Origin of the sequence: Synechococcus sp. UW140, from assembly GCF_900474295.1 — a bacterium.
Lineage (GTDB): Bacteria > Cyanobacteriota > Cyanobacteriia > PCC-6307 > Cyanobiaceae > Synechococcus_C.
This window is the reverse complement of the sequence record NZ_UCOB01000025.1, coordinates 140,537-158,401: the sequence shown is the minus strand read 5'-3', so window position 1 is coordinate 158,401 and position 17,865 is coordinate 140,537. Positions and strand designations below refer to the sequence as shown.

Below are 17,865 nucleotides of genomic sequence, written 5' to 3'. Positions count from 1 at the left end.
ATCGGATGGGTGAAAACCTCAGCCACCTCAACCAACAAGGTGAGGTGCACATGGTGGAGGTGGGCGACCGCTCCGCCTCACGACGCGAAGCCGTTGCTGAAGGCAGGATCAGGATGGCAACAGACACCCTGGCGCTGATTCAACGCGGCGAAACCCCGAAAGGTGATCTACTGGCGGTGGCGCGTGTGGCCGCAATTCAAGCGGCCAAACACACCTGGGAGCTAATCCCGCTCTGCCATCCACTCCCTCTCAGTGGCATCGATGTCTGCATCGAACCCGATCAGGGTCTGCCAGGGCTCCGCCTCACCTGCAGCTGTCGCACCACCCACCAAACCGGTGTGGAGATGGAGGCAATGACGGCTGTCTCTGTGGGACTCCTCACCCTCTACGACATGCTCAAGGCCGTGGATCCGGCGATGACCATCGAAGCCATTCAGCTGCTGCGCAAGCAAGGAGGCCGTAACGGTGTCTGGATCCGCTGAGCCCTATGGCCCCGAAGGGTTGCCCTTGGAGGACGCCCGCCAACGGATCTTGGAGGCGATCCAACCCCTCACCGATCTCGAAACGCTTGCACTGTCTGATGCCCTGGGACGGGTCAGTGCCAAACCAACCGTGGCACAAGAAGCCGTACCCGGCTTCAGGGCCTCAATGATGGATGGCTATGCCCTTGGTCAAGCCACTCAACCAGCACAAGGAGAGCGATGGAGTCTGCGCGGACGCGCCGTCGCCGGGCAGCCATTCCAAGGAAGTCTTGGCGCCGGAGAAGCGATCAGAATTCTGACGGGAGCCCCCCTCCCTCGAGGAGCCGACTGGGTGCTGCCCCAGGAACTGGTGAGGGAGAACGACCAGGCCATCACGCTGGTGCAGGAGGCCTCCGACAGATCATGGATCCGCGCAGCGGACGAGGAATGCCGCGTCGATGACGTTCTTCTGGAAGCAGGGCATCGACTCGGCCCTGCGGATCTAGCCCGACTGGCTAGCTGCGGCATTGCCGATCTCAAGGTGCACCGCCAAGCAAAGATCGGAATGCTGATCAGTGGTGACGAACTGGTGCCAGCCGGCAGCATCCGCCCTGCGGGTGCGATCTGGGAAAGCAACGGCACCCTTCTTGAGACGATGCTGAGCAAGCTTGGCCACAACGTTCACGACCGTCGCGTCGTGCCAGACCAACCGGAAGCACTCCGCAGCAACCTCAGCGACCTTGCAGCCGTCTGCGATGTGGTGGTGACCACAGGTGGAGTCTCCGCTGGGGATAGCGATTGGATCCGTCCTCTGGTGGCGGAACTGGGCAGTGTCGACTTCTGGAAACTGTTCCTGCGGCCAGGGCGCCCCTTTGCCTTTGGAACATTGGGCCATGGGGTGCCGTTCTTCGGTCTACCGGGCAATCCGGTGGCAGCAGCCATCACTGCGTTGCAACTGCTCTGGCCTGCCCTGCAGCGACTGGAAGGACAAGCCTCACCCGAACTCTTCCCTCGACTAAGGGTGGAACTGGCGGATCCGTTACGACGACGCCCGGGCAGGCCTGAACTGGCACGAGCACGCCTGGAAAGCAACGCTCAGGGAAAGCTGCTGGCGCGGCTGAATGGATCCCAAGCCTCCTCCCGGATCAGTTCTCTGCACCAAGCCGATCTCCTCTTGGAAGTGCCCGCCGACGCTGGAACGCTCGACGTCGGCACACCACTCTGGGCCCAGCTGGTGCGAACAAGGCTGCTCTAATCAGATCCAAGTGGCCTGAAAAGTGGACCGGTGCCAGGCCGTCAGTGTTCCAGCTGAATCAAAAAGAATGCTGACCTGCTGAAACAAGGCTGGTCCAAGCAGACCACCGATCTCAAGCCGAAAGGCTGCGTTGGGCAGCTGCTCTGGAACGGAGAACACCAACCCATCGGCCATCACAGCGGAACAGTCATGGCGAAGCAACTGCTCCGGGTCAAACACCACCGGCTGAGGGGCACTGGGCTGTCCCTGGATGGCCTCGCTGGGGGTGAGGCATTCCAAACTTCCCTGCCAACCCCGCAACGGTTCCAACAACGCCTCAGGTGAAGCGCAGATCGGGCGCTCAGGCTCCACGGATTGACCCTGCAGACAACGGAAGCCAACCGCGCCAACGACCTGCAGCCGCCAATGGTGATCGATCGGCTCCCAGATGAGCACAAGCATCGAACGGGAACGAGCCTGAAACAGATTGATTTCGTGGCCGAACCGGGATGCTCCAGCATCCAAGCGTCGGCTGGACTGACCGCCAGCACCAGCGAACTGCCAGCAACCACCGCCAGCGTTGTAAGAGTCACGGCTGATGGTGTAGGTGGCCTTGCCATCCGGCGCGAAGAACAAGCCTGATCCATCCCAAACGCCCGTGTCCTCATCGCTGAAGCTGATGGCATATCGCGTTGGCGTGATCACCCGTGTCGGTGTCGCGAAGTTGAGATCTCCTGCCGAATCACGCACGTGCCAGCACCCCCGGCCCTGCCAGCAACCTTCGAAGTTGAGCCGGTTGAGAGTCCATTGATTCGTCATGGTCGGCTCCTCCCTGACCAATCGAGATTCCTAGTGTCGGGTCTAGAGCCATCCATTCCATGGGACTGACCATCGTCGGTTGCGGGTATGTCGGGCTCGCACTGGCCCGTCAACTGCAACCCCGCCGTTCGCACCTGCCACTGACCCTGACGACCACACGCGCAGAGCGACGCCACGAGCTCGCGGCGCTTAGTGATGGCGTGATGGTCTGTGACGCCACGAACCCAACCCAACTGCTGAGAGCTCTGAACAAGAGCCGCCGCGCTGTGTTCTGTCTTGGTCCTAAAGGGGATCGTCAGGTCAATGAGGACGGCTACCGACAGACCTTCATCGCAAGCTTCACGTGTTTGCAGTCACTGTTGCCACAGTTACCTGATCTCCAACAAATCCTCTATACGAGCAGTTGCTCGATCTACGGCAACGCTGATGGCGGCTGGGTTGATGAAGCAGCTCCACCCGATCCCAGGAATGGTCATGCGCAGGTTCTGGTGGAGAGCGAACAACTGATTGGAGCCATGGCTGATGGAAGACGAAACGTTTGCATCCTTCGGCTCGGCGCCCTGTATGGGCCTGGGCGAGATCTAGACACCCGACTCAAGAGCCTGGCAGGCCGCGAACAGTCCAGCGATGGACAGCAGTTCACCAACTGGATTCATGTGGAGGATGCCGCAGGCGCCTTGATCGCTGCCATGGACGGAGAATGGAAGGGTGTCGTCAATGTGGTGAACGACGCACCGATCTGCCTCAAGGATCTTGTCGATCACAGTCTGCGCAGACAGGGACTGGATCCGGTGCAATGGGGCAGGAGCGCAAACCAACGGCTCTGCAGTCGTCGCATCAACAATGAACGGCTCAAAGCACTCGGATACCAACTCCAACACCCAACCCTTCACTCTCAGAGTGGGGTGTTCCCGCTCAGCCAGGCGCCCTGATCACCGCACCACTCCCGTTTCCAAAACGGGGCGTCATGTTTGAGGACCTCGAGCAGCTCGTTGCAGCAACGCTGGGCAGGGCCGCGGCGATCCGCCTGCACCACAACTAAAACGATCACTTCACCCGGGGAAAGGCGACCAACCCGATGGAGCACGAGCACCGCACCAGCGCCATGGAGCTGACGCAGCCTCTCCGCATCCTCATCAATGCGGCGCTCGCACATGCCCGGGTAATGCGTGAGTTCAAGGGCATCGAGGTGTGTTCCCTGCGCACTCTCCGGACGCACCCGGCCGATGAATACAGCGCTAGCAGCAAACCGATCACAGCAGGACTCCAACCGCTGCCATGGAGAGAATGGCTCTGAGTGAATCTCCACCTGAACAGCCTTGGGCCTCTCAGACCGCTGAGCCTTCGCGTCCCCCATCTCAGCCACCGGTGAAGGGAGGCAGAAAGGCGAGTTCGTCACCAGCATGGAGCTGCTGATCCGGATCGACCAGTTGCTGATTCACCGCCACGCGCACTGCGGCAGGTAACGCTCCCAACTCCAGAGCCATCCAAAGCTGCAACGCCGTTTGCGGACCATCACCAGCGAGAGGCATGCGCTTCTCCTCCCATCCCGCCTGGTCCCGCAATGCCGCAAACAGCAGCACACGCACCGATCCCGAATCGTCATGCGGCATCACAGCCTGCAGGCGAGCTTCCATCGTTTTAGCGTCGACTACAGCTTTGCTTGCCAACTCTGACTCTCAGAATCGCCCTTCTCACAGTTTCCGATCGCCGCACCATCGCCGATGACGACAGTGGGCATTGCCTGGAGCAGAGGCTGGGAGCCGCAGGCCATCTCCTGGCGGAACGAGCGATCTGTCCAGATGACCGTTATCGGGTCAGAGCTGTGGTGAGCGGCTGGATTGCCGCACCAAACGTGGATGTGGTGATCACGAGTGGCGGCACAGGACTGACCGGCCGTGATGGCACTCCGGAGGCCATCACCCCCCTGCTGGACAAAAGCATCGATGGCTTCGGTGAGCTGTTCCGCATGCTGTCGTTCGAGACGATTGGCACCAGCAGCCTGCAGAGCCGCTGTCTGGCGGGGGTAGCCAACGGCACGATCGTGTTTGTCTTGCCAGGATCCCTCGATGCCGTGCAAACAGCATGGGACCGCTTGATCAAGTTGCAGCTCGACAGCACGACCAAGCCCTGCAACCTCGTACAGCTGATGCCGAGACTGCGCGAACCAGTGGATCAACCCGCCAAGTCCTAGAAGGGAATCGGCATCGTGACCGCAGCGGGTTCTGGAGCACAGGCATCGATCCGATGGTCAACCACCTCCCCCACCACCACAATCGATGGGGATGCAAAGGCCTGAGCCCGTGCCTCCTCCGCCACCACTGCCAGCGTCGAGGTGAGGCAGCGCTGCCCCGCAACGGTGCCCTGCTGGATCAAGGCCACGGGAGTATCCGCGGCCAAGCCTCCAGTGATCAGCTCCTCAGCGATCCGCGGCAGATTATGCAAACCCATATAAATCACCAAGCCGTCAGTCGCCGTGGCAAGCGCACGCCAATTCACTGAAGGACGCCTCTTGTCGATCTCCTCATGGCCGGTGACAAAGGTCACCGAAGAGCCAGCTCGGCGATGGGTGACTGGAATACCGGCATAGGCAGGAGCTGCGATCCCAGCGGTCACGCCAGGCACCACTTCCACGCCAATGCCACGCGCAGCCAGATGGGCCGCTTCCTCGCCACCACGTCCGAACAGAAAGGGATCGCCTCCCTTGAGGCGCACCACACAACGATGTCGGTGGGCCAGTTCCACCAACACTGCATTGGTGCTCGGCTGCGGCACAGAATGATGGCCGCGGCGCTTTCCCACGAAATGGCGCTCACACCCTTCTGGCACGAGGTCGAGCACCTCCTTGGGCACGAGTGAGTCGTACACCAGGGCATCGCAGGCGGCCAGCAATCGATGCGCCTTGAGGGTCAACAACTCCGGATCACCGGGCCCAGCTCCCACCAGATAGACAGTGCCCTGAGACGAATCAGTCACGACAGAAGAGAAAGCAGAGAAACCAGACCGGCGCGGAGCTGAGGATCGTCAAGCAGCGAAGACACTCCACCAGCCTGCCGCAGCGCCTCCGCCATCCGATTCGGGGCCAAGGCCAGAGGTAGAGGCCAAGCGGCGGGATGCAGCTGGAGGTACTCCTCCCAAGCATCGAACGCCACCAGGGCACAGCCAAGCTTCTCTTCCAGCATGTCGAGATAACGATCCGCCAAGCCCGGTCTCAGAGGGTGATGCACCACCACCGCAGAGCGACCATCACGCTCCAGTGCAGCGATCCAACGGCGCAACAGATCCCACCACTGCGGCCATGCGCCCAGAAAAGGCAACAACTTCACGCTGCCACCCGCCTCGCGCATCCGCTCTCGGATCTGCGGCACATCACTACGGGCATGAGTCCCCGGCAGCAGGAGCAACGGCAAAAGCCAATAAGAGCGATGAGGATCCGTGGCTAGAGGTGCTGCCGTCAGTGCCTCCACCTCCACAGGGGCACGTCGAAGCCTGGCCAGGTCGTCAGCTAAGCGGATCAAACACTGGGGAATTTCACCCCCACGACGGCCATGCACCACCAGTCGGATGACCGCAGGCTCTCGATCCACTGGCACGGCCGCAAACCGTGCCGAGGAACACCCAAACGGAGCATTCCGTAACAACGGCAACGGATGATCCGCCCCCTGCACTGTTGAAGTCGAACGATCGTCAGCCATGACCATCGCATCATGCCCAGCCAGAGACGCAGACCGGCCCAAGCACAACGACGGCCAAGCATGCAAGCCAGCTCCCGGCGTGAACAAGCCTGGGAAGACGAGATGGTTGACGCTAGGCGCCAGAGGCGCAGCAGATCCCCGATCGAGAGTGAAGAGGGGTACTGGGACAGGCATGACCGGGGACACTACCCCCGCTCCAACCAACGCTCGGAATTCGACCGGGACCTGGCAGCGATGGGCAAGGTCTGGTCGATGATCCGCCAGGGTGCCGCGCGCATGCTGGGCGAAATAGGCCGTCAGTACTGATTGGTGGTGGCGTTCAGGCATGGGGCTATCGAGCCAGAAAGCCCAGCGCCTCCTTGTATCCAATCACACCAAAAATCAAGGACAACAAACACTGGGTTTTGTTCGATCCGCTACCGCGCAAGCACTAGGCCGATCGCTAAAAAAGCGTTCACAGCTTTACCGAACTAATCGGCACTGCTGCCTCGATATTTCGAGATTGCCCCTCACTGCCAAGTCCGATATCGAGCTCGAAGCTCGTCTATCTCCCCCCCAGTTATGACCAGCAGCGCTCCCTCCAGAACCTATCTGGAAGGCAAAAAACTGAACAAGATCGAGCAAAACAAGGCTGCCAAGGATGGCTTGCTCGTGGGCAGCGAGATTGAGAAATTCGCAGAGATGGGTTGGGAGCAGGTCGATGAAACCGACCTACAACTCCGCCTTAAGTGGTACGGCATGTTTTGGCGGCCGAAGACACCAGGCAAATTCATGCTTCGCCTCAGGGTGCCGAATGGCATCTTGTCCGCCCAGCAGCTGCGCGTCGTTGGTTCGATTGTCGAGCGCTACGGCGAAAACGGCAGTTGTGATGTCACCACCCGCCAGAACCTACAGCTCAGAGGAGTGCTGCTCAGCGACCTACCAGAAATTCTCAAGCGACTGAAGGAAGCCGGACTGAGCACTATTCAATCGGGATTTGACAATCCCCGAAACGTCACGGGCAATCCCCTGGCAGGCATTGATCCGCAAGAGATTGTGGATACGCGACCCTATACCCATGAACTCAATCAATTCCTCACCAACAATGAAGAGGGAAATCCTGAATACTCCAACCTTCCACGCAAGTGGAACACAGCAGTAGCCGGATCAAAAGACAACTTCCTCCTCCACAACGACATCATCTTTCATCCGGTTGAGAAGGATGGGGAGCTTGGATTCGGCGTGTGGGTTGGAGGCGTTTTGTCCTCCCAGATGAACGCCTATGCCCTGCCGCTCAACGCATGGGTCAAACCTGACGAACTCTGCAAAATCACTGACGCGGTCATCCGCCCTTGGCGTGACAACGGCGAGCGTGACAAGCGCCCCAAGGGTCGCTTCCGCCTCTACCTCGACAAAGTGGGACTGGATCAGTTCCGCACCTTGGTTGAGGAGCACTTCGGTGCACTCACACCAGACCCAGGCTCGGTGTTCGATCAGACCCCGCGCTCTCACTACGGGATCCATCCCCAAAAGCAAGAGGGCCTGAACTTTGCTGGCCTTCACGTACCCGTCGGACGACTTAGCGCCGATGACTTGCAAGACCTAGCAAGCGCCAGCCTCCAATATGGCAACGGCGAGGTGCGCCTCACCGAGGACCAGAACGTGATCCTCGTGGGAGTCCCGAACGCGCAAATCAAACCATTGGAAGCTGATCCACTGCTGAAGCGTTTCCCGCTTCATCCACAGGCACTAGCAGCAGGCACCGTTTCCTGTACAGGCAACAGTTACTGCGGCTTTGCTCTCACCAACACCAAAGATCAAGCCCTTGCATTATCCAAGACACTTGACGCAGAGATCAACCTTCCGGAAGAAGTCAAGATCCACTGGACGGGCTGTCCTAATAACTGCGGACAAGCAGATATGGGAGCAATCGGCCTCACCGGAACCAAAACAAAAAATAGTGAAGGTGTGATGGGTGAAGGCTACAAAATCACGATTGGTGGCTCTCAAGGCAGTGACCCCACAATGGGATCAGTGCTACACAAAGCCATTCCAGCAGATGAAATTCAAACTGTGTTGAAACAGCTGCTCATCGAACAATTTGGGGCAACACCCAAACCTGCCCCCAGCACCAATTCTGAGCCCAAGGGAGGCACTGATTTCTTCTCCCGATTTATGAATCGCATTAGCAACTAAGCCAAAAACAAAACTCAAAATCGAACAAGCCGTGGCGCTGACTTTTTGAAGCCATGGTCACTCGATTCTCCTCTCCACCAACCCTCTCCAGAAGTCTCCATGTCCGAATCCCGCGATCTCTTCTCCCGCCTCGTCAACTGGTTCACCAGCAGCGGCGCTGACAAAGCACCGATTTCCCGTCCTTCTAATCAACTGGATGGCTTTTCGAAGCTGATGAACAAAATCAGCGGCTGATTGAAGGATCCACAAATCGTCTGTCTCCCTCCTCTAAACACCTGAAATCAGCACCTACACCATGAGTGTCACTGCGTCCCAGATGGACTACGTCCTACCTAATGAACTGGTCGACGGCATGATTGCCGCCGGCGGTAAAAAAGCGACTGTCAGCATCAAGAACCTGCTGGTGCGTGGCTTCTATTCCGGAGCGATTCTCGGCCTGGCCGTGATCCTTGCACTGACCGTCGGAATCAAGAGTGGTCAACCCTGGCTTGGGTCCCTGCTGTTCCCCTTCGGCTTCGCCAGCATCGTGCTGTTTGGCATGGAGCTAGTCACCGGTAACTTCGCCCTCTTACCGATGGCCACCTGGGCAGGTCGCAGCAGCTGGCGCGCCACCTTCCGCAACTGGGCCTGGGTCTGGTTAGGAAACTGGATTGGAACGGCTGTTGTTGCCCTGCTAATGGCCATCAGCCTGACCAGTGGAACCATGAATGGTGCTGCCGACAACATCGGCGCTCCTATCTGGGACCTCGTCGCTCAGAAAATCATTGCCCTAAACAAGGCCAATGTCGTTGTTAAATACGAGAATCTCGGTGGAACTGGCTTCTTACTCGCCATTCTTCGCGGGGTGATCGCCAATTGGCTGGTGTGCCTAGGGGTCACCATGGCCCTGGTGAGCAAGAGTGTTCCTGGAAAAATCCTGGCGTGCTGGCTTCCCATCACTGCTTTCCAATCGATGGGCATGGAGCACATCGTTGTGAATCAATTCCTGCACACTGCGGGACCCATCCTTGGCTCTGGCGTGAACATGGGTCAGGTCTTCATCTGGAACTTTATTCCCGTCACCATCGGCAACATCATTGGTGGCATGGTGTTCATCGGCATGCTCTTCTACAGCACCCACCGCACCAAGGTGGAGAACGTGCTTCCCAACGAGCATGATGACAAGCTGGAGCGTGAACTGGCCGCCGAGTTGGGCGCCCGCTGATCACGACTCTGTGAATGAGGTTGCCAATGAAGCCGTTCTTTGGGAGCGGCTTTCCAAAGCATCACGACGGGCTCCGTTGGATCCCGCATGGCTGGGGGAGGTTTACTCCCCCAGCCTTTCTGATGAACTGCGCCATGCCATAGCTGAAAAAATCGGCATGCTGGCCGAACGGGGCTGGCCGTTCATCCAGAAACTGATGGGCCAATACGGCCCTCAAGACGAATTGATCCTGGCCGCAGGTCTCAGCCATCAGCCCGAAAGCCGTGAATGGCTGATGGAGCACCTTCGCAGCATCGATACAGAAACAGAACCCGATCGAGCCCTGCTGGTGCTGCAGTCGCTTGGCTGCTGGGGCGGTGAACTTCCCTTATCCCTGATCGAACAAACCCTGGAGATGCCAGGCATGAATCTGCGTCTGGCCGGCCTGCAGCTGCTCAGTTTCCATGCCCATCGGCTCGACGACAGGGAGTTGCTTCGCGTCTGCGACAAGTTACTCAAGGATTTCCGGGATCCCGTTGCGCTGGCAACGATCCGACTGCTCCAACGCCGAAACGGCACCGCGATAACCGAGCGCCTGGCTCAGCTCACCATGGACGGTGCCGACCCTGTGGCAGCCGCAGCCCTCAAGGCGCTCGGTTGTATCGCCACACCTGCAAGTCAGCGATGGTTACTGGAACTCAGTCAGGCATTACCAGAAGGAGATCGACGCCAAATGGCATGCAAACAGCTCAAACAGCAATACAGAACCTAATCAAACCCGACTCATTCATCCAACAAAAAAGCCCGGAATAATCCGGGCTTTTTCATGCTCACTCAACCTGAGATCATCACCATTTCTTGTAAGGTAAGAATTTTCCACACATCGTGATCTCGACACGATCACCCTTGGGATCCTCAACCTTGTCAACGTCGAGGGTGAAATCGATAGCACTCATGATGCCATCACCAAACTTCTCCTGAATCACATCCTTGAGAGGCATCCCATAAACCTGCATGATCTCGTAGAAGCGATAGATCAAAGGATCAGTGGGAATCACGGGCTCAAGACTGCCCTTGGTAGGGAACTCTTGAAGAGCTGCCGTGATTGCAGGATCAAGGGAAAGCAAGGATGCCAACTTCTCGGCCTCTTCAGCCGAAGCGGTGGCCTGGCCATAAAACAGCGATGCAATCCAAACCTCATCAAGGCCGAGAGCAGCCTCAAGATCAGCAAAGCTCATGCCCTTGGCTTTTTTGGCAGCCATCAGAGTTGAGGTCACCGTGGCTTGAGACGGCGCTGCCAGAGAAGGAGTCAGCGTGGAAGCAGTCATAAAAACTCAGAGAATGGGGCTGCTGCACAAAAACCGCATCCCACAGGGGAAGTCTCAGCAGTAGACCAAGACTCGTCGCATCCCAAACACAAAAAAGACACTTTCACTACCAAAAATCACTTCCAGGCAAACTGAATTCTGCAGCAATGGCGACAGCAACCGATCACCAACTCTTGCACTTTTAAAGGAGGTGATTGTGGTCTCATGATCAGATACATTGCTTCCCGATTCAACCGCACAGATGTAGGCCTGCGCCGTTCAAGACCAAGCCGCCTGCAGTTTCCAACTCTGATGATTGAGCGCCTGTATTACGCAGAAGGCCGCCATCACCCAGAGCACCCTTTCCATGGCACCCATTCAGGGCTTGGCGCCTGGTAACAACCGCTACTCCCAGGGCTCTCAGGAAAAATAGAGGATCGTTCAAGACTCCATCTGTGCCGGTGCCTCAAGCCAGCCCCACCGCGCAACCAGCAAAGGAGCGCTTCAAGCAGCTGCTCCGCAAAGTGGGAAGTGGTGAGCACACCAGTAAAGGCTTAACCCGGGCCGAGGCCGATGAAGCCTTTGATCTAATGCTCACAGGCCAGGCAAGTGATACCCAAATCGGTGCCTTTCTGATCGCCCATCGCATCCGACGACCCGAGCCGCAGGAATTAAGCGGCATGGTCGACACCTATCGGCGGCTTGGGCCGAAAATCGTTAGTGCGCCTGATCAGCAACGGCCCGTCTGCTTCGGCATGCCCTTTGACGGCCGCAAACGCACAGCTCCCCTGTATCCGCTCACCGCCTTGGTGCTGCTCAGCGTCGGCCAACCCGTGGTCTTTCAGGCCGGTGGACGCATGCCCGTCAAATACGGCATCACCGCCTCAGAACTCTTCACCGCCCTTGGGCTGGAACTGGCAAAACTATCTCTTGATGAGGTTCAGAGCGGCTTCCAAAGCCAGGGGCTGGCCCTGATCCATCAGCCCAGCCACTTTCCACTAGCCGATCAATTGATCCCCCATCGCGACGACCTGGGCAAACGCCCCCCGATCGCCAGTGCGGAATTGCTCTGGACAGCTCATGCAGGCGAGCATCTGCTGGTGAGTGGTTTTGTGCACCCACCCACCGAAAGCCGTGCCTGGGAGGCCCTCACCATTGCGGGAGAAGCGGATGTGATCACCGTGAAGGGACTGGAGGGAGGCACCGATCTGCCCATCAGTAGGGCCTGCATCACCGCCCGCATGCGCCAGGGGAAAGCACCTGAACGCCTCATTCTTCATCCCCGCGACCATGGCAGCTTCGGACCAGATCAGGAATGGCAAAACCTGGAGGTGTGGCAAGACCAGGCGCAGGACGCCCTGCACAACCAAGGCCCTCTGGTCTCTGCCCTGCGCTGGAATGCTGGCGTCTATCTCTGGATGGCCGGCTGGTCAACCAGCCTTGAGGCCGGGCTTGAACTCGCCGAAGCAACACTGAGCCAGGGTCGCGCCAGTTCCACCTTGCAGGCCTTGATTCAGTGGAGGGCGTCTGTGGGAGGGTGAGCGATCCCATCAGCCCCAAAGGCCTGAGCACGCGTGAGACGGTTTCAGTTCCCCACCCTGCTCAGCGCCTTCCTCACGCTCCTCAATGACCGGCTGAGTGAAAGCATCTTTCTACCCCTATTGCCACTGCTTCTGAAGGATTTCATTAGCAGTGGCACCACCTTGGGGCTGCTCTCAGGCACCTACGCCCTGTCGCAATTCACTGTCGCCCCACTGATCGGAGCCCTCAGCGACCGCTTTGGGCGCAAACCTGTGATCACCCTTTGCGTCATGGGGTCCGTGCTCGGCATGGGCCTGTTCGCCACCACGCTGAGCCTCCCCTGGCAGCAAATCTGGCCGGGTGCCGCTGCGGCAGGCCTGCCGGTGGCATTCTTGTTCGTTGCCAGAATCATCGACGGCGCCAGCGGAGGCACCGCTGCAACGGCCACAGCCGTGCTGGCCGACATCACAACCCCAGAAAACCGGGCCAGGGCTTTTGGCCTGATCGGCGTGGCCTTCGGCCTTGGCTTTGCCTTAGGGCCAGGCCTAGGCGGCCTGCTTGGTGACATCAACCAGAGTTTTCCAGCCTGGGCAGCCACTGGCTTCGCCCTGATCAATCTGATCGTCGTCCTTGAACTGCTGCCGGAAACCCATTCCTTAAACGCCCGCAAACAGCTTCCGCGCAAACGCGAACTCAATCCCATCACCCTGCTGAGACGGGTGTTCTCCAGGCCAGATGTGCGCCGCCTCTCGATCGCCTTCTTCGGCTTCTTCATGACCTTCAACGGATTTACCAACGTTCTGAGCCTTTACCTGATCAACAACTTCAACTGGACCGGGGGCATGCTCGGAGCAGCCTTCGCACTTGTGGGCGTGATTGCCATGGTGGTGCAGGGCGGACTGATCGGTCCCTTGGTCAAACGCTTCGGGGAACTTCGCCTCACCCTGTTCGGACTCGCGCTGCTGATGGTGGGATGCCTACTCATTCCTTTTGCCACCCCCATCACTTCCATCCCGGTGGTCTACACAGCCATATCCTTGTTGGCCGTTGGCACCGGCCTGGTCACCCCCTGCCTGCGAACTCTCGTCTCCCGTCGCCTGGGTCAGGACGGGCAGGGTGCAGCCCTGGGAGGCCTGCAAGGTCTGCAGAGCCTGGGCACCTTCCTTGGCGCCTCCGCGGCCGGCTTCAGCTACGACAAACTCGGACCGACGAGTCCCTTCTGGTTCGGCGGAATGATGCTGGTGGGAGTCGCTCTGCTAGTGGCGGGCGGCCTACCCAAGCGGGCTCAAGTGCAACAGGGCTAAGGCAGTACACAACACCCCCCAACAGAGATGTGATTGCTACCTTGCCGGCAGCGATCTCCGTTCCTTTCAACACCCTGATGGCAGCACGTTCCCTGGATCCTGATCTGTACATCAACCGGGAACTGAGCTGGATCGCGTTCAACCAAAGGGTGCTGGCTCAAGCGCTGGATCAACGCACGCCATTGCTCGAACAGGCGAAATTCAGCGCCATCTTCAGCAACAACCTGGATGAGTTCTTCATGGTGCGGGTGGCATCTCTGAAGTCTCAAGTTGAGGCCGGGATCAGCACCGCCAGTGCCGATGGCCGAACACCGCAACAACAGCTCAAAGCGATTCGTGCAGAGCTGCTCCCACTGCTGGAGCAGCAACAGAAGCACTACCTCAACTCGCTCAAAACTGAACTGAACAACCACGCCGTTCAGTTGCTCGATTACGCCCAGCTGAACGAAGGCCAACGCCTCTGGATCGACAACTTCTTTCAAACGGCAATCTTTCCAGTGCTGACACCACTGGCGGTGGATCCGGCCCACCCCTTCCCATTTGTGAGCAACCTGAGCCTCAACGTGGGTGCCCTTGTGGTCGACCCTGACAGCGGGCAACGCCAACTGGCGAGAGTCAAGGTGCCGCAAAAAATCCTGCCCAGATTCGTGGCGATCCCCACAGATCTCAGTGATTCGGATCCTGAACCCGTGCACACCGCCGTACCGCTGGAGCAGGTGGTGGCATTCAACATCGGCCTGCTGTTCCCAGGCATGACCGTGGAGGGTCACTATTTCTTCCGCGTCACCCGAGACGCAGATCTAGAACTGCGCGACCTCGAGGCCGACGATCTGATGATTGCAATCGAGCAAGGACTGCACAAACGGCGCATGGGCGGTGAGGTGGTGCGCCTGGAGGTGGCCAACCAAATGCCTGACGACGTCATCGAAATGCTGATGGATGGCATGTCGGTGGCGGAGGACGACCTTTACCGAGTCGACGGCCCCCTAGGACTCGATGATCTGTTCGGCCTGCTGAGCCTTCCCCTCGAAGCTCTCAAGGATGAACCTCTCAATGGACACACTCCGCCAACCCTGGCCAGGGCCCAGCGGGGCATGCTTGAAGACGGCTCCATCAAGGAAGAGGAGTTCGAGAGCATCTTCTCGGTGATCCGGCGCCGCGATGTGCTTCTTCACCATCCCTACGACCTCTTCTCCACGTCGGTAGAAGAATTCATCAACCAGGCAGCGGACGACCCCCAGGTGATGGGGATCAAGATGACCCTCTACCGAACCTCCAAGGATTCACCGATCATCGCGGCCCTCATCCGTGCAGCAGAGCACGGCAAGCAAGTGATGGCCCTTGTTGAACTCAAGGCCCGCTTCGACGAAGACAACAACATCCAGTGGGCCAAGCAACTGGAAAGTTCGGGGGTGCATGTGGTGTATGGCGTGATCGGCCTCAAGACCCACACCAAGATTGTTCTAGTGGTGCGCAAGGAAAAACAGCGACTACGCAGCTATGTGCACATTGGCACCGGTAATTACAACTCCAAGACGTCCAAGCTCTATACAGATATCGGCTTGCTTTCGGCCAGACCGGAACTAGGCCAAGACCTGGTGGAACTGTTCAACTACCTCACCGGTTTTTCCAAGCAGCAAAGCTTCCGCAGATTGTTGGTGGCACCCGTCACGCTTCGCAAAGGGATTGAAGGACTGATCCGCCGTGAGATCAAGCACGCCAAACAGGGCCATGGTGGCCACATCAAAGCCAAGATGAATTCGCTGGTGGATCCAGCAATCGTGGCTCTGCTCTATGAAGCATCTCAAGCTGGCGTCGTCATCGAGCTGATCATCCGAGGAATGTGCTGCCTCTACCCCGGCAGAGAAGGAGTGAGTGAGAGCATCCGCGTGGTGAGCATCATTGGCCGTTACCTCGAACATTCACGCATCTTCTGGTTCAGCAACAAAGGCGAAGCCGAAGTGTATTTGGGAAGTGCCGACTGGATGCCCCGCAATCTCGATCGTCGCGTCGAAGCAGTCAGCCCTGTGGAGGAACCGGAATTACGTGAACAGCTTGAGCGGCTTCTGAACCTGTACCTAAACGACAATCGAGGCGCCTGGGACATGCTCAGCGATGGAAGCTTCAGCCAGCGCCAACCGAGCCGTAAAACCATCCACTCCCAATTGGAACTGACAGACCTTTGGCGTCACGGCCTGCCGCCAGCCAACACCAACGACAAAACTGAGTCGGAAACCGTTGAATGATTGTGATCGCTGTTACATCACAACACCAGTTCGTGCACTGAAGACACAAAAAAACGCAAAAACGTGGCTGAATTTGGCTTCAGCCAAGCAACATCGACCGACTTTATCTTTGTCCTAGAAAATTACAGATTTGACACGGCTACCGTGCATGCACGGTGCTAAGTTGCGCCCAAATCAAATCTCAGGAGGCCAGGGTGATGGGGATCCCTCTGGAATCTGCGGGTGATGCATTGAGCACCACTCCGTCAGAACCTGTTTTGCCGAACACCAAACGTGTTCGCTCAACAGATCAGGGAAAACGTGCTGCCCAAGCAGCGCGACAAATCAAACAGGCTGGTCGGCTTTCCACCGATTCGATCGGCTATTACCTGAGCAGTATCGGCAGAATTCCGCTGCTTACAGCAGCCGAGGAGATCGAGCTTGCACACCATGTGCAAGACATGAAAGAGCTGCTTGAGACGCCTGAAGAGGAACGCACGCCTCGCCAACGCCACAAAATCCGAATGGGCAAGCGAGCCCGCGACAGGATGATGGCTGCCAACCTCCGCCTTGTCGTGAGCGTTGCCAAAAAGTACCAGAACCAAGGGCTCGAACTACTTGATCTCGTTCAGGAAGGGGCTATAGGCCTTGAGCGAGCAGTCGACAAGTTTGACCCAGCAATGGGCTACAAATTTTCCACCTACGCCTACTGGTGGATCCGACAGGGGATGACCCGGGCCATCGACAACAGTGCACGCACCATCCGCCTCCCCATCCACATCAGCGAAAAGCTCTCCAAGATGCGACGCATCTCCAGGGAGCTGTCGCACCGATTTGGCCGCCAACCCAACCGTCTGGAATTGGCCCATGCAATGGGCATCGAACCCCGGGATCTGGAGGATCTGATTTCCCAGAGCGCACCCTGTGCCTCCCTCGATGCCCATGCCCGCGGCGAAGAAGACCGCAGCACCCTGGGGGAGCTGATTCCTGACCCCAATGGCGAAGAGCCCATGGAGGGAATGGACCGCAGCATTCAGAAAGAGCACCTGGGCGGATGGCTCTCACAACTGAACGAACGGGAACAGAAGATCCTGCGCCTGCGCTTTGGCCTCGATGGAGAAGAGCCTCTGACCTTGGCTGAAATCGGACGACAGATCAACGTCTCGAGAGAGCGGGTGCGTCAGTTGGAAGCCAAAGCCATCCTCAAACTGCGGATGATGACCAACCATCAGCAGGCAGCCTGACATCGTTCAGGCAAGTCCTGCCCATGCAGCGTTGAGCCACCTGGTTGGTGTTGGCGTGATTGCGCTCTGGATGGTCCTGGTGATCATCCTGGCGGTTTTCGCCCGCAAGCAATGGCCGATGCAGCGAGAACTGAGCCGCAAGATCGTGCACATCGGCTCAGGTCCTGTGCTGCCACTTGCTTGGTGGCTGCAGATTCCCGCAGTCCTGGCGGTGCCTGTCGCTCTCGGCGTCACCCTTGTGGCTCTGATCAACCATCGCTGGCGTCTGCTCTCTGTCGTTGAGGATGTCGACCGCAACAGCTACGGCACGGTCGCCTATGGCCTGGCAATCACAACCCTTCTTGTTCTGTTCTGGCCGCAACAACCCCAGGCAGCATGCGCCGGTGTGCTGGTGATGGCCGCAGCGGACGGACTGGCTGGCTTGATCGGACGAGCGCTGCAATCCCCCAGCTGGCGAATCTGGGGGCAAACCAAATCGACCGCCGGCACTGTCACCATGCTGATGGTGAGCCTGGTGGTGCTCACCACACTGGCGATACTGAGCCCCAGCAGTCCTGGCCCCATCGGTCTGGTGGTGATCAGCTTGCTAGCAGTCGGCCTAGAGCAACTCAGTCGCTGGGGTATCGACAACCTCAGCGTGCCGATCGCCGTCGGCATCAGCTGGCACTGGATGACGATCTGATTCGCGTCCAAACCG

Annotated in this window: 20 protein-coding genes; 14 read left to right on the top strand and 6 right to left on the bottom strand. The window is 58.4% G+C overall.

Annotated elements, in window-relative coordinates; translation table 11 throughout:
• Positions 1-5: 5 nt before the first annotated feature.
• Both moaC and glp read left to right on the top strand, forming a co-directional pair.
• Positions 6-482 (top strand): cyclic pyranopterin monophosphate synthase MoaC, encoded by a 477-nt coding sequence (moaC, locus tag DXY10_RS10535; protein WP_115019104.1) that lies wholly within the window; start codon positions 6-8, stop codon positions 480-482.
• Positions 466-1,716 (top strand): gephyrin-like molybdotransferase Glp, encoded by a 1,251-nt coding sequence (gene glp, locus DXY10_RS10530; protein ID WP_115019103.1) that lies wholly within the window; start codon positions 466-468, stop codon positions 1,714-1,716. The genes moaC and glp overlap by 17 nt, the downstream gene beginning before the upstream one ends.
• Here glp and DXY10_RS10525 read toward each other — a convergent pair whose 3' ends face one another.
• A complete protein-coding gene (locus tag DXY10_RS10525) occupies positions 1,717-2,514 on the bottom strand; it encodes a hypothetical protein (protein WP_115019101.1) in 798 nt (265 codons plus the stop codon).
• Positions 2,515-2,573: 59 nt separating this feature from the next.
• Between DXY10_RS10525 and DXY10_RS10520 the strand changes: the two genes are divergently transcribed.
• Positions 2,574-3,446, top strand: coding sequence for an NAD-dependent epimerase/dehydratase family protein (locus tag DXY10_RS10520; protein ID WP_115019099.1), 873 nt, complete (start codon positions 2,574-2,576; stop codon positions 3,444-3,446).
• Here DXY10_RS10520 and DXY10_RS10515 read toward each other — a convergent pair.
• Entirely contained in the window at positions 3,410-3,871 is a 462-nt protein-coding gene (locus tag DXY10_RS10515) for a molybdenum cofactor biosynthesis protein MoaE (protein ID WP_115019098.1), read from the bottom strand. The genes DXY10_RS10520 and DXY10_RS10515 overlap by 37 nt on opposite strands.
• A 1-nt stretch (position 3,872) precedes the next feature.
• On the bottom strand, positions 3,873-4,151 hold the full coding sequence (locus DXY10_RS10510) for a MoaD/ThiS family protein (protein ID WP_244282268.1): 279 nt from the start codon (positions 4,149-4,151) through the stop codon (positions 3,873-3,875).
• 35 nt (positions 4,152-4,186) lie between these two features.
• Here DXY10_RS10510 and moaB point away from each other — a divergent pair, with 35 nt between their 5' ends.
• Positions 4,187-4,708 carry a molybdenum cofactor biosynthesis protein B gene (gene moaB, locus DXY10_RS10505; protein WP_115019206.1) on the top strand — a complete coding sequence of 174 codons (522 nt, stop codon included), beginning with the start codon at positions 4,187-4,189 and terminating at the stop codon, positions 4,706-4,708.
• Here moaB and cobA read toward each other — a convergent pair.
• Both cobA and DXY10_RS10495 read right to left on the bottom strand, forming a co-directional pair.
• A complete protein-coding gene (gene cobA / locus DXY10_RS10500; RefSeq protein WP_115019096.1) occupies positions 4,705-5,490 on the bottom strand; it encodes a uroporphyrinogen-III C-methyltransferase in 786 nt (261 codons plus the stop codon). The two genes, moaB and cobA, sit on opposite strands and share 4 nt — an antisense overlap.
• A complete protein-coding gene (locus DXY10_RS10495) occupies positions 5,487-6,209 on the bottom strand; it encodes a CbiX/SirB N-terminal domain-containing protein (RefSeq protein ID WP_244282267.1) in 723 nt (240 codons plus the stop codon). The genes cobA and DXY10_RS10495 overlap by 4 nt, the downstream gene beginning before the upstream one ends.
• A 60-nt stretch (positions 6,210-6,269) precedes the next feature.
• Between DXY10_RS10495 and DXY10_RS10490 the strand changes: the two genes are divergently transcribed.
• The 5 genes from DXY10_RS10490 to DXY10_RS10470 all read left to right on the top strand — a co-directional run bounded on the left by DXY10_RS10490 (position 6,270) and on the right by DXY10_RS10470 (position 10,339).
• On the top strand, positions 6,270-6,515 hold the full coding sequence (locus DXY10_RS10490; protein WP_115019094.1) for a hypothetical protein: 246 nt from the start codon (positions 6,270-6,272) through the stop codon (positions 6,513-6,515).
• A gap of 255 nt (positions 6,516-6,770) precedes the next feature.
• Positions 6,771-8,384 carry a ferredoxin--nitrite reductase gene (locus DXY10_RS10485; protein ID WP_115019092.1) on the top strand — a complete coding sequence of 538 codons (1,614 nt, stop codon included), beginning with the start codon at positions 6,771-6,773 and terminating at the stop codon, positions 8,382-8,384.
• A gap of 99 nt (positions 8,385-8,483) precedes the next feature.
• Entirely contained in the window at positions 8,484-8,618 is a 135-nt protein-coding gene (locus DXY10_RS10480) for a ferredoxin--nitrite reductase (RefSeq protein WP_115019091.1), read from the top strand.
• An 82-nt stretch (positions 8,619-8,700) separates the two neighbouring features.
• Positions 8,701-9,588, top strand: a complete 888-nt coding sequence (locus DXY10_RS10475; RefSeq protein ID WP_115019089.1) for a formate/nitrite transporter family protein — start codon at positions 8,701-8,703, stop codon at positions 9,586-9,588.
• 10 nt (positions 9,589-9,598) lie between these two features.
• A complete protein-coding gene (locus tag DXY10_RS10470; protein WP_244282266.1) occupies positions 9,599-10,339 on the top strand; it encodes a HEAT repeat domain-containing protein in 741 nt (246 codons plus the stop codon).
• Positions 10,340-10,415: 76 nt separating this feature from the next.
• Here the strand turns inward: DXY10_RS10470 and cynS are convergent, their stop codons facing one another.
• The gene (gene cynS, locus DXY10_RS10465) at positions 10,416-10,895 is read right to left on the bottom strand and encodes a cyanase (protein WP_170955800.1); all 480 of its coding nucleotides are present in this window, start codon (positions 10,893-10,895) and stop codon (positions 10,416-10,418) included.
• Between the two features lie 440 nt (positions 10,896-11,335).
• Here cynS and DXY10_RS10460 point away from each other — a divergent pair, with 440 nt between their 5' ends.
• From DXY10_RS10460 to DXY10_RS10440, 5 genes are all read left to right on the top strand, one after another.
• The gene (locus DXY10_RS10460) at positions 11,336-12,415 is read left to right on the top strand and encodes an anthranilate phosphoribosyltransferase family protein (protein WP_115019200.1); all 1,080 of its coding nucleotides are present in this window, start codon (positions 11,336-11,338) and stop codon (positions 12,413-12,415) included.
• A gap of 33 nt (positions 12,416-12,448) precedes the next feature.
• Positions 12,449-13,699 (top strand): MFS transporter, encoded by a 1,251-nt coding sequence (locus DXY10_RS10455; protein WP_115019086.1) that lies wholly within the window; start codon positions 12,449-12,451, stop codon positions 13,697-13,699.
• 77 nt (positions 13,700-13,776) lie between these two features.
• Positions 13,777-15,945, top strand: coding sequence for a polyphosphate kinase 1 (ppk1, locus tag DXY10_RS10450; RefSeq protein WP_115019198.1), 2,169 nt, complete (start codon positions 13,777-13,779; stop codon positions 15,943-15,945).
• A 197-nt stretch (positions 15,946-16,142) separates the two neighbouring features.
• Positions 16,143-17,168 carry an RpoD/SigA family RNA polymerase sigma factor gene (locus DXY10_RS10445; RefSeq protein ID WP_115019084.1) on the top strand — a complete coding sequence of 342 codons (1,026 nt, stop codon included), beginning with the start codon at positions 16,143-16,145 and terminating at the stop codon, positions 17,166-17,168.
• 31 nt (positions 17,169-17,199) lie between these two features.
• Complete coding sequence (locus tag DXY10_RS10440) at positions 17,200-17,850, top strand: diacylglycerol/polyprenol kinase family protein (RefSeq protein ID WP_244282262.1); 651 nt, start codon at positions 17,200-17,202, stop codon at positions 17,848-17,850.
• Positions 17,851-17,865: the final 15 nt, after the last annotated feature.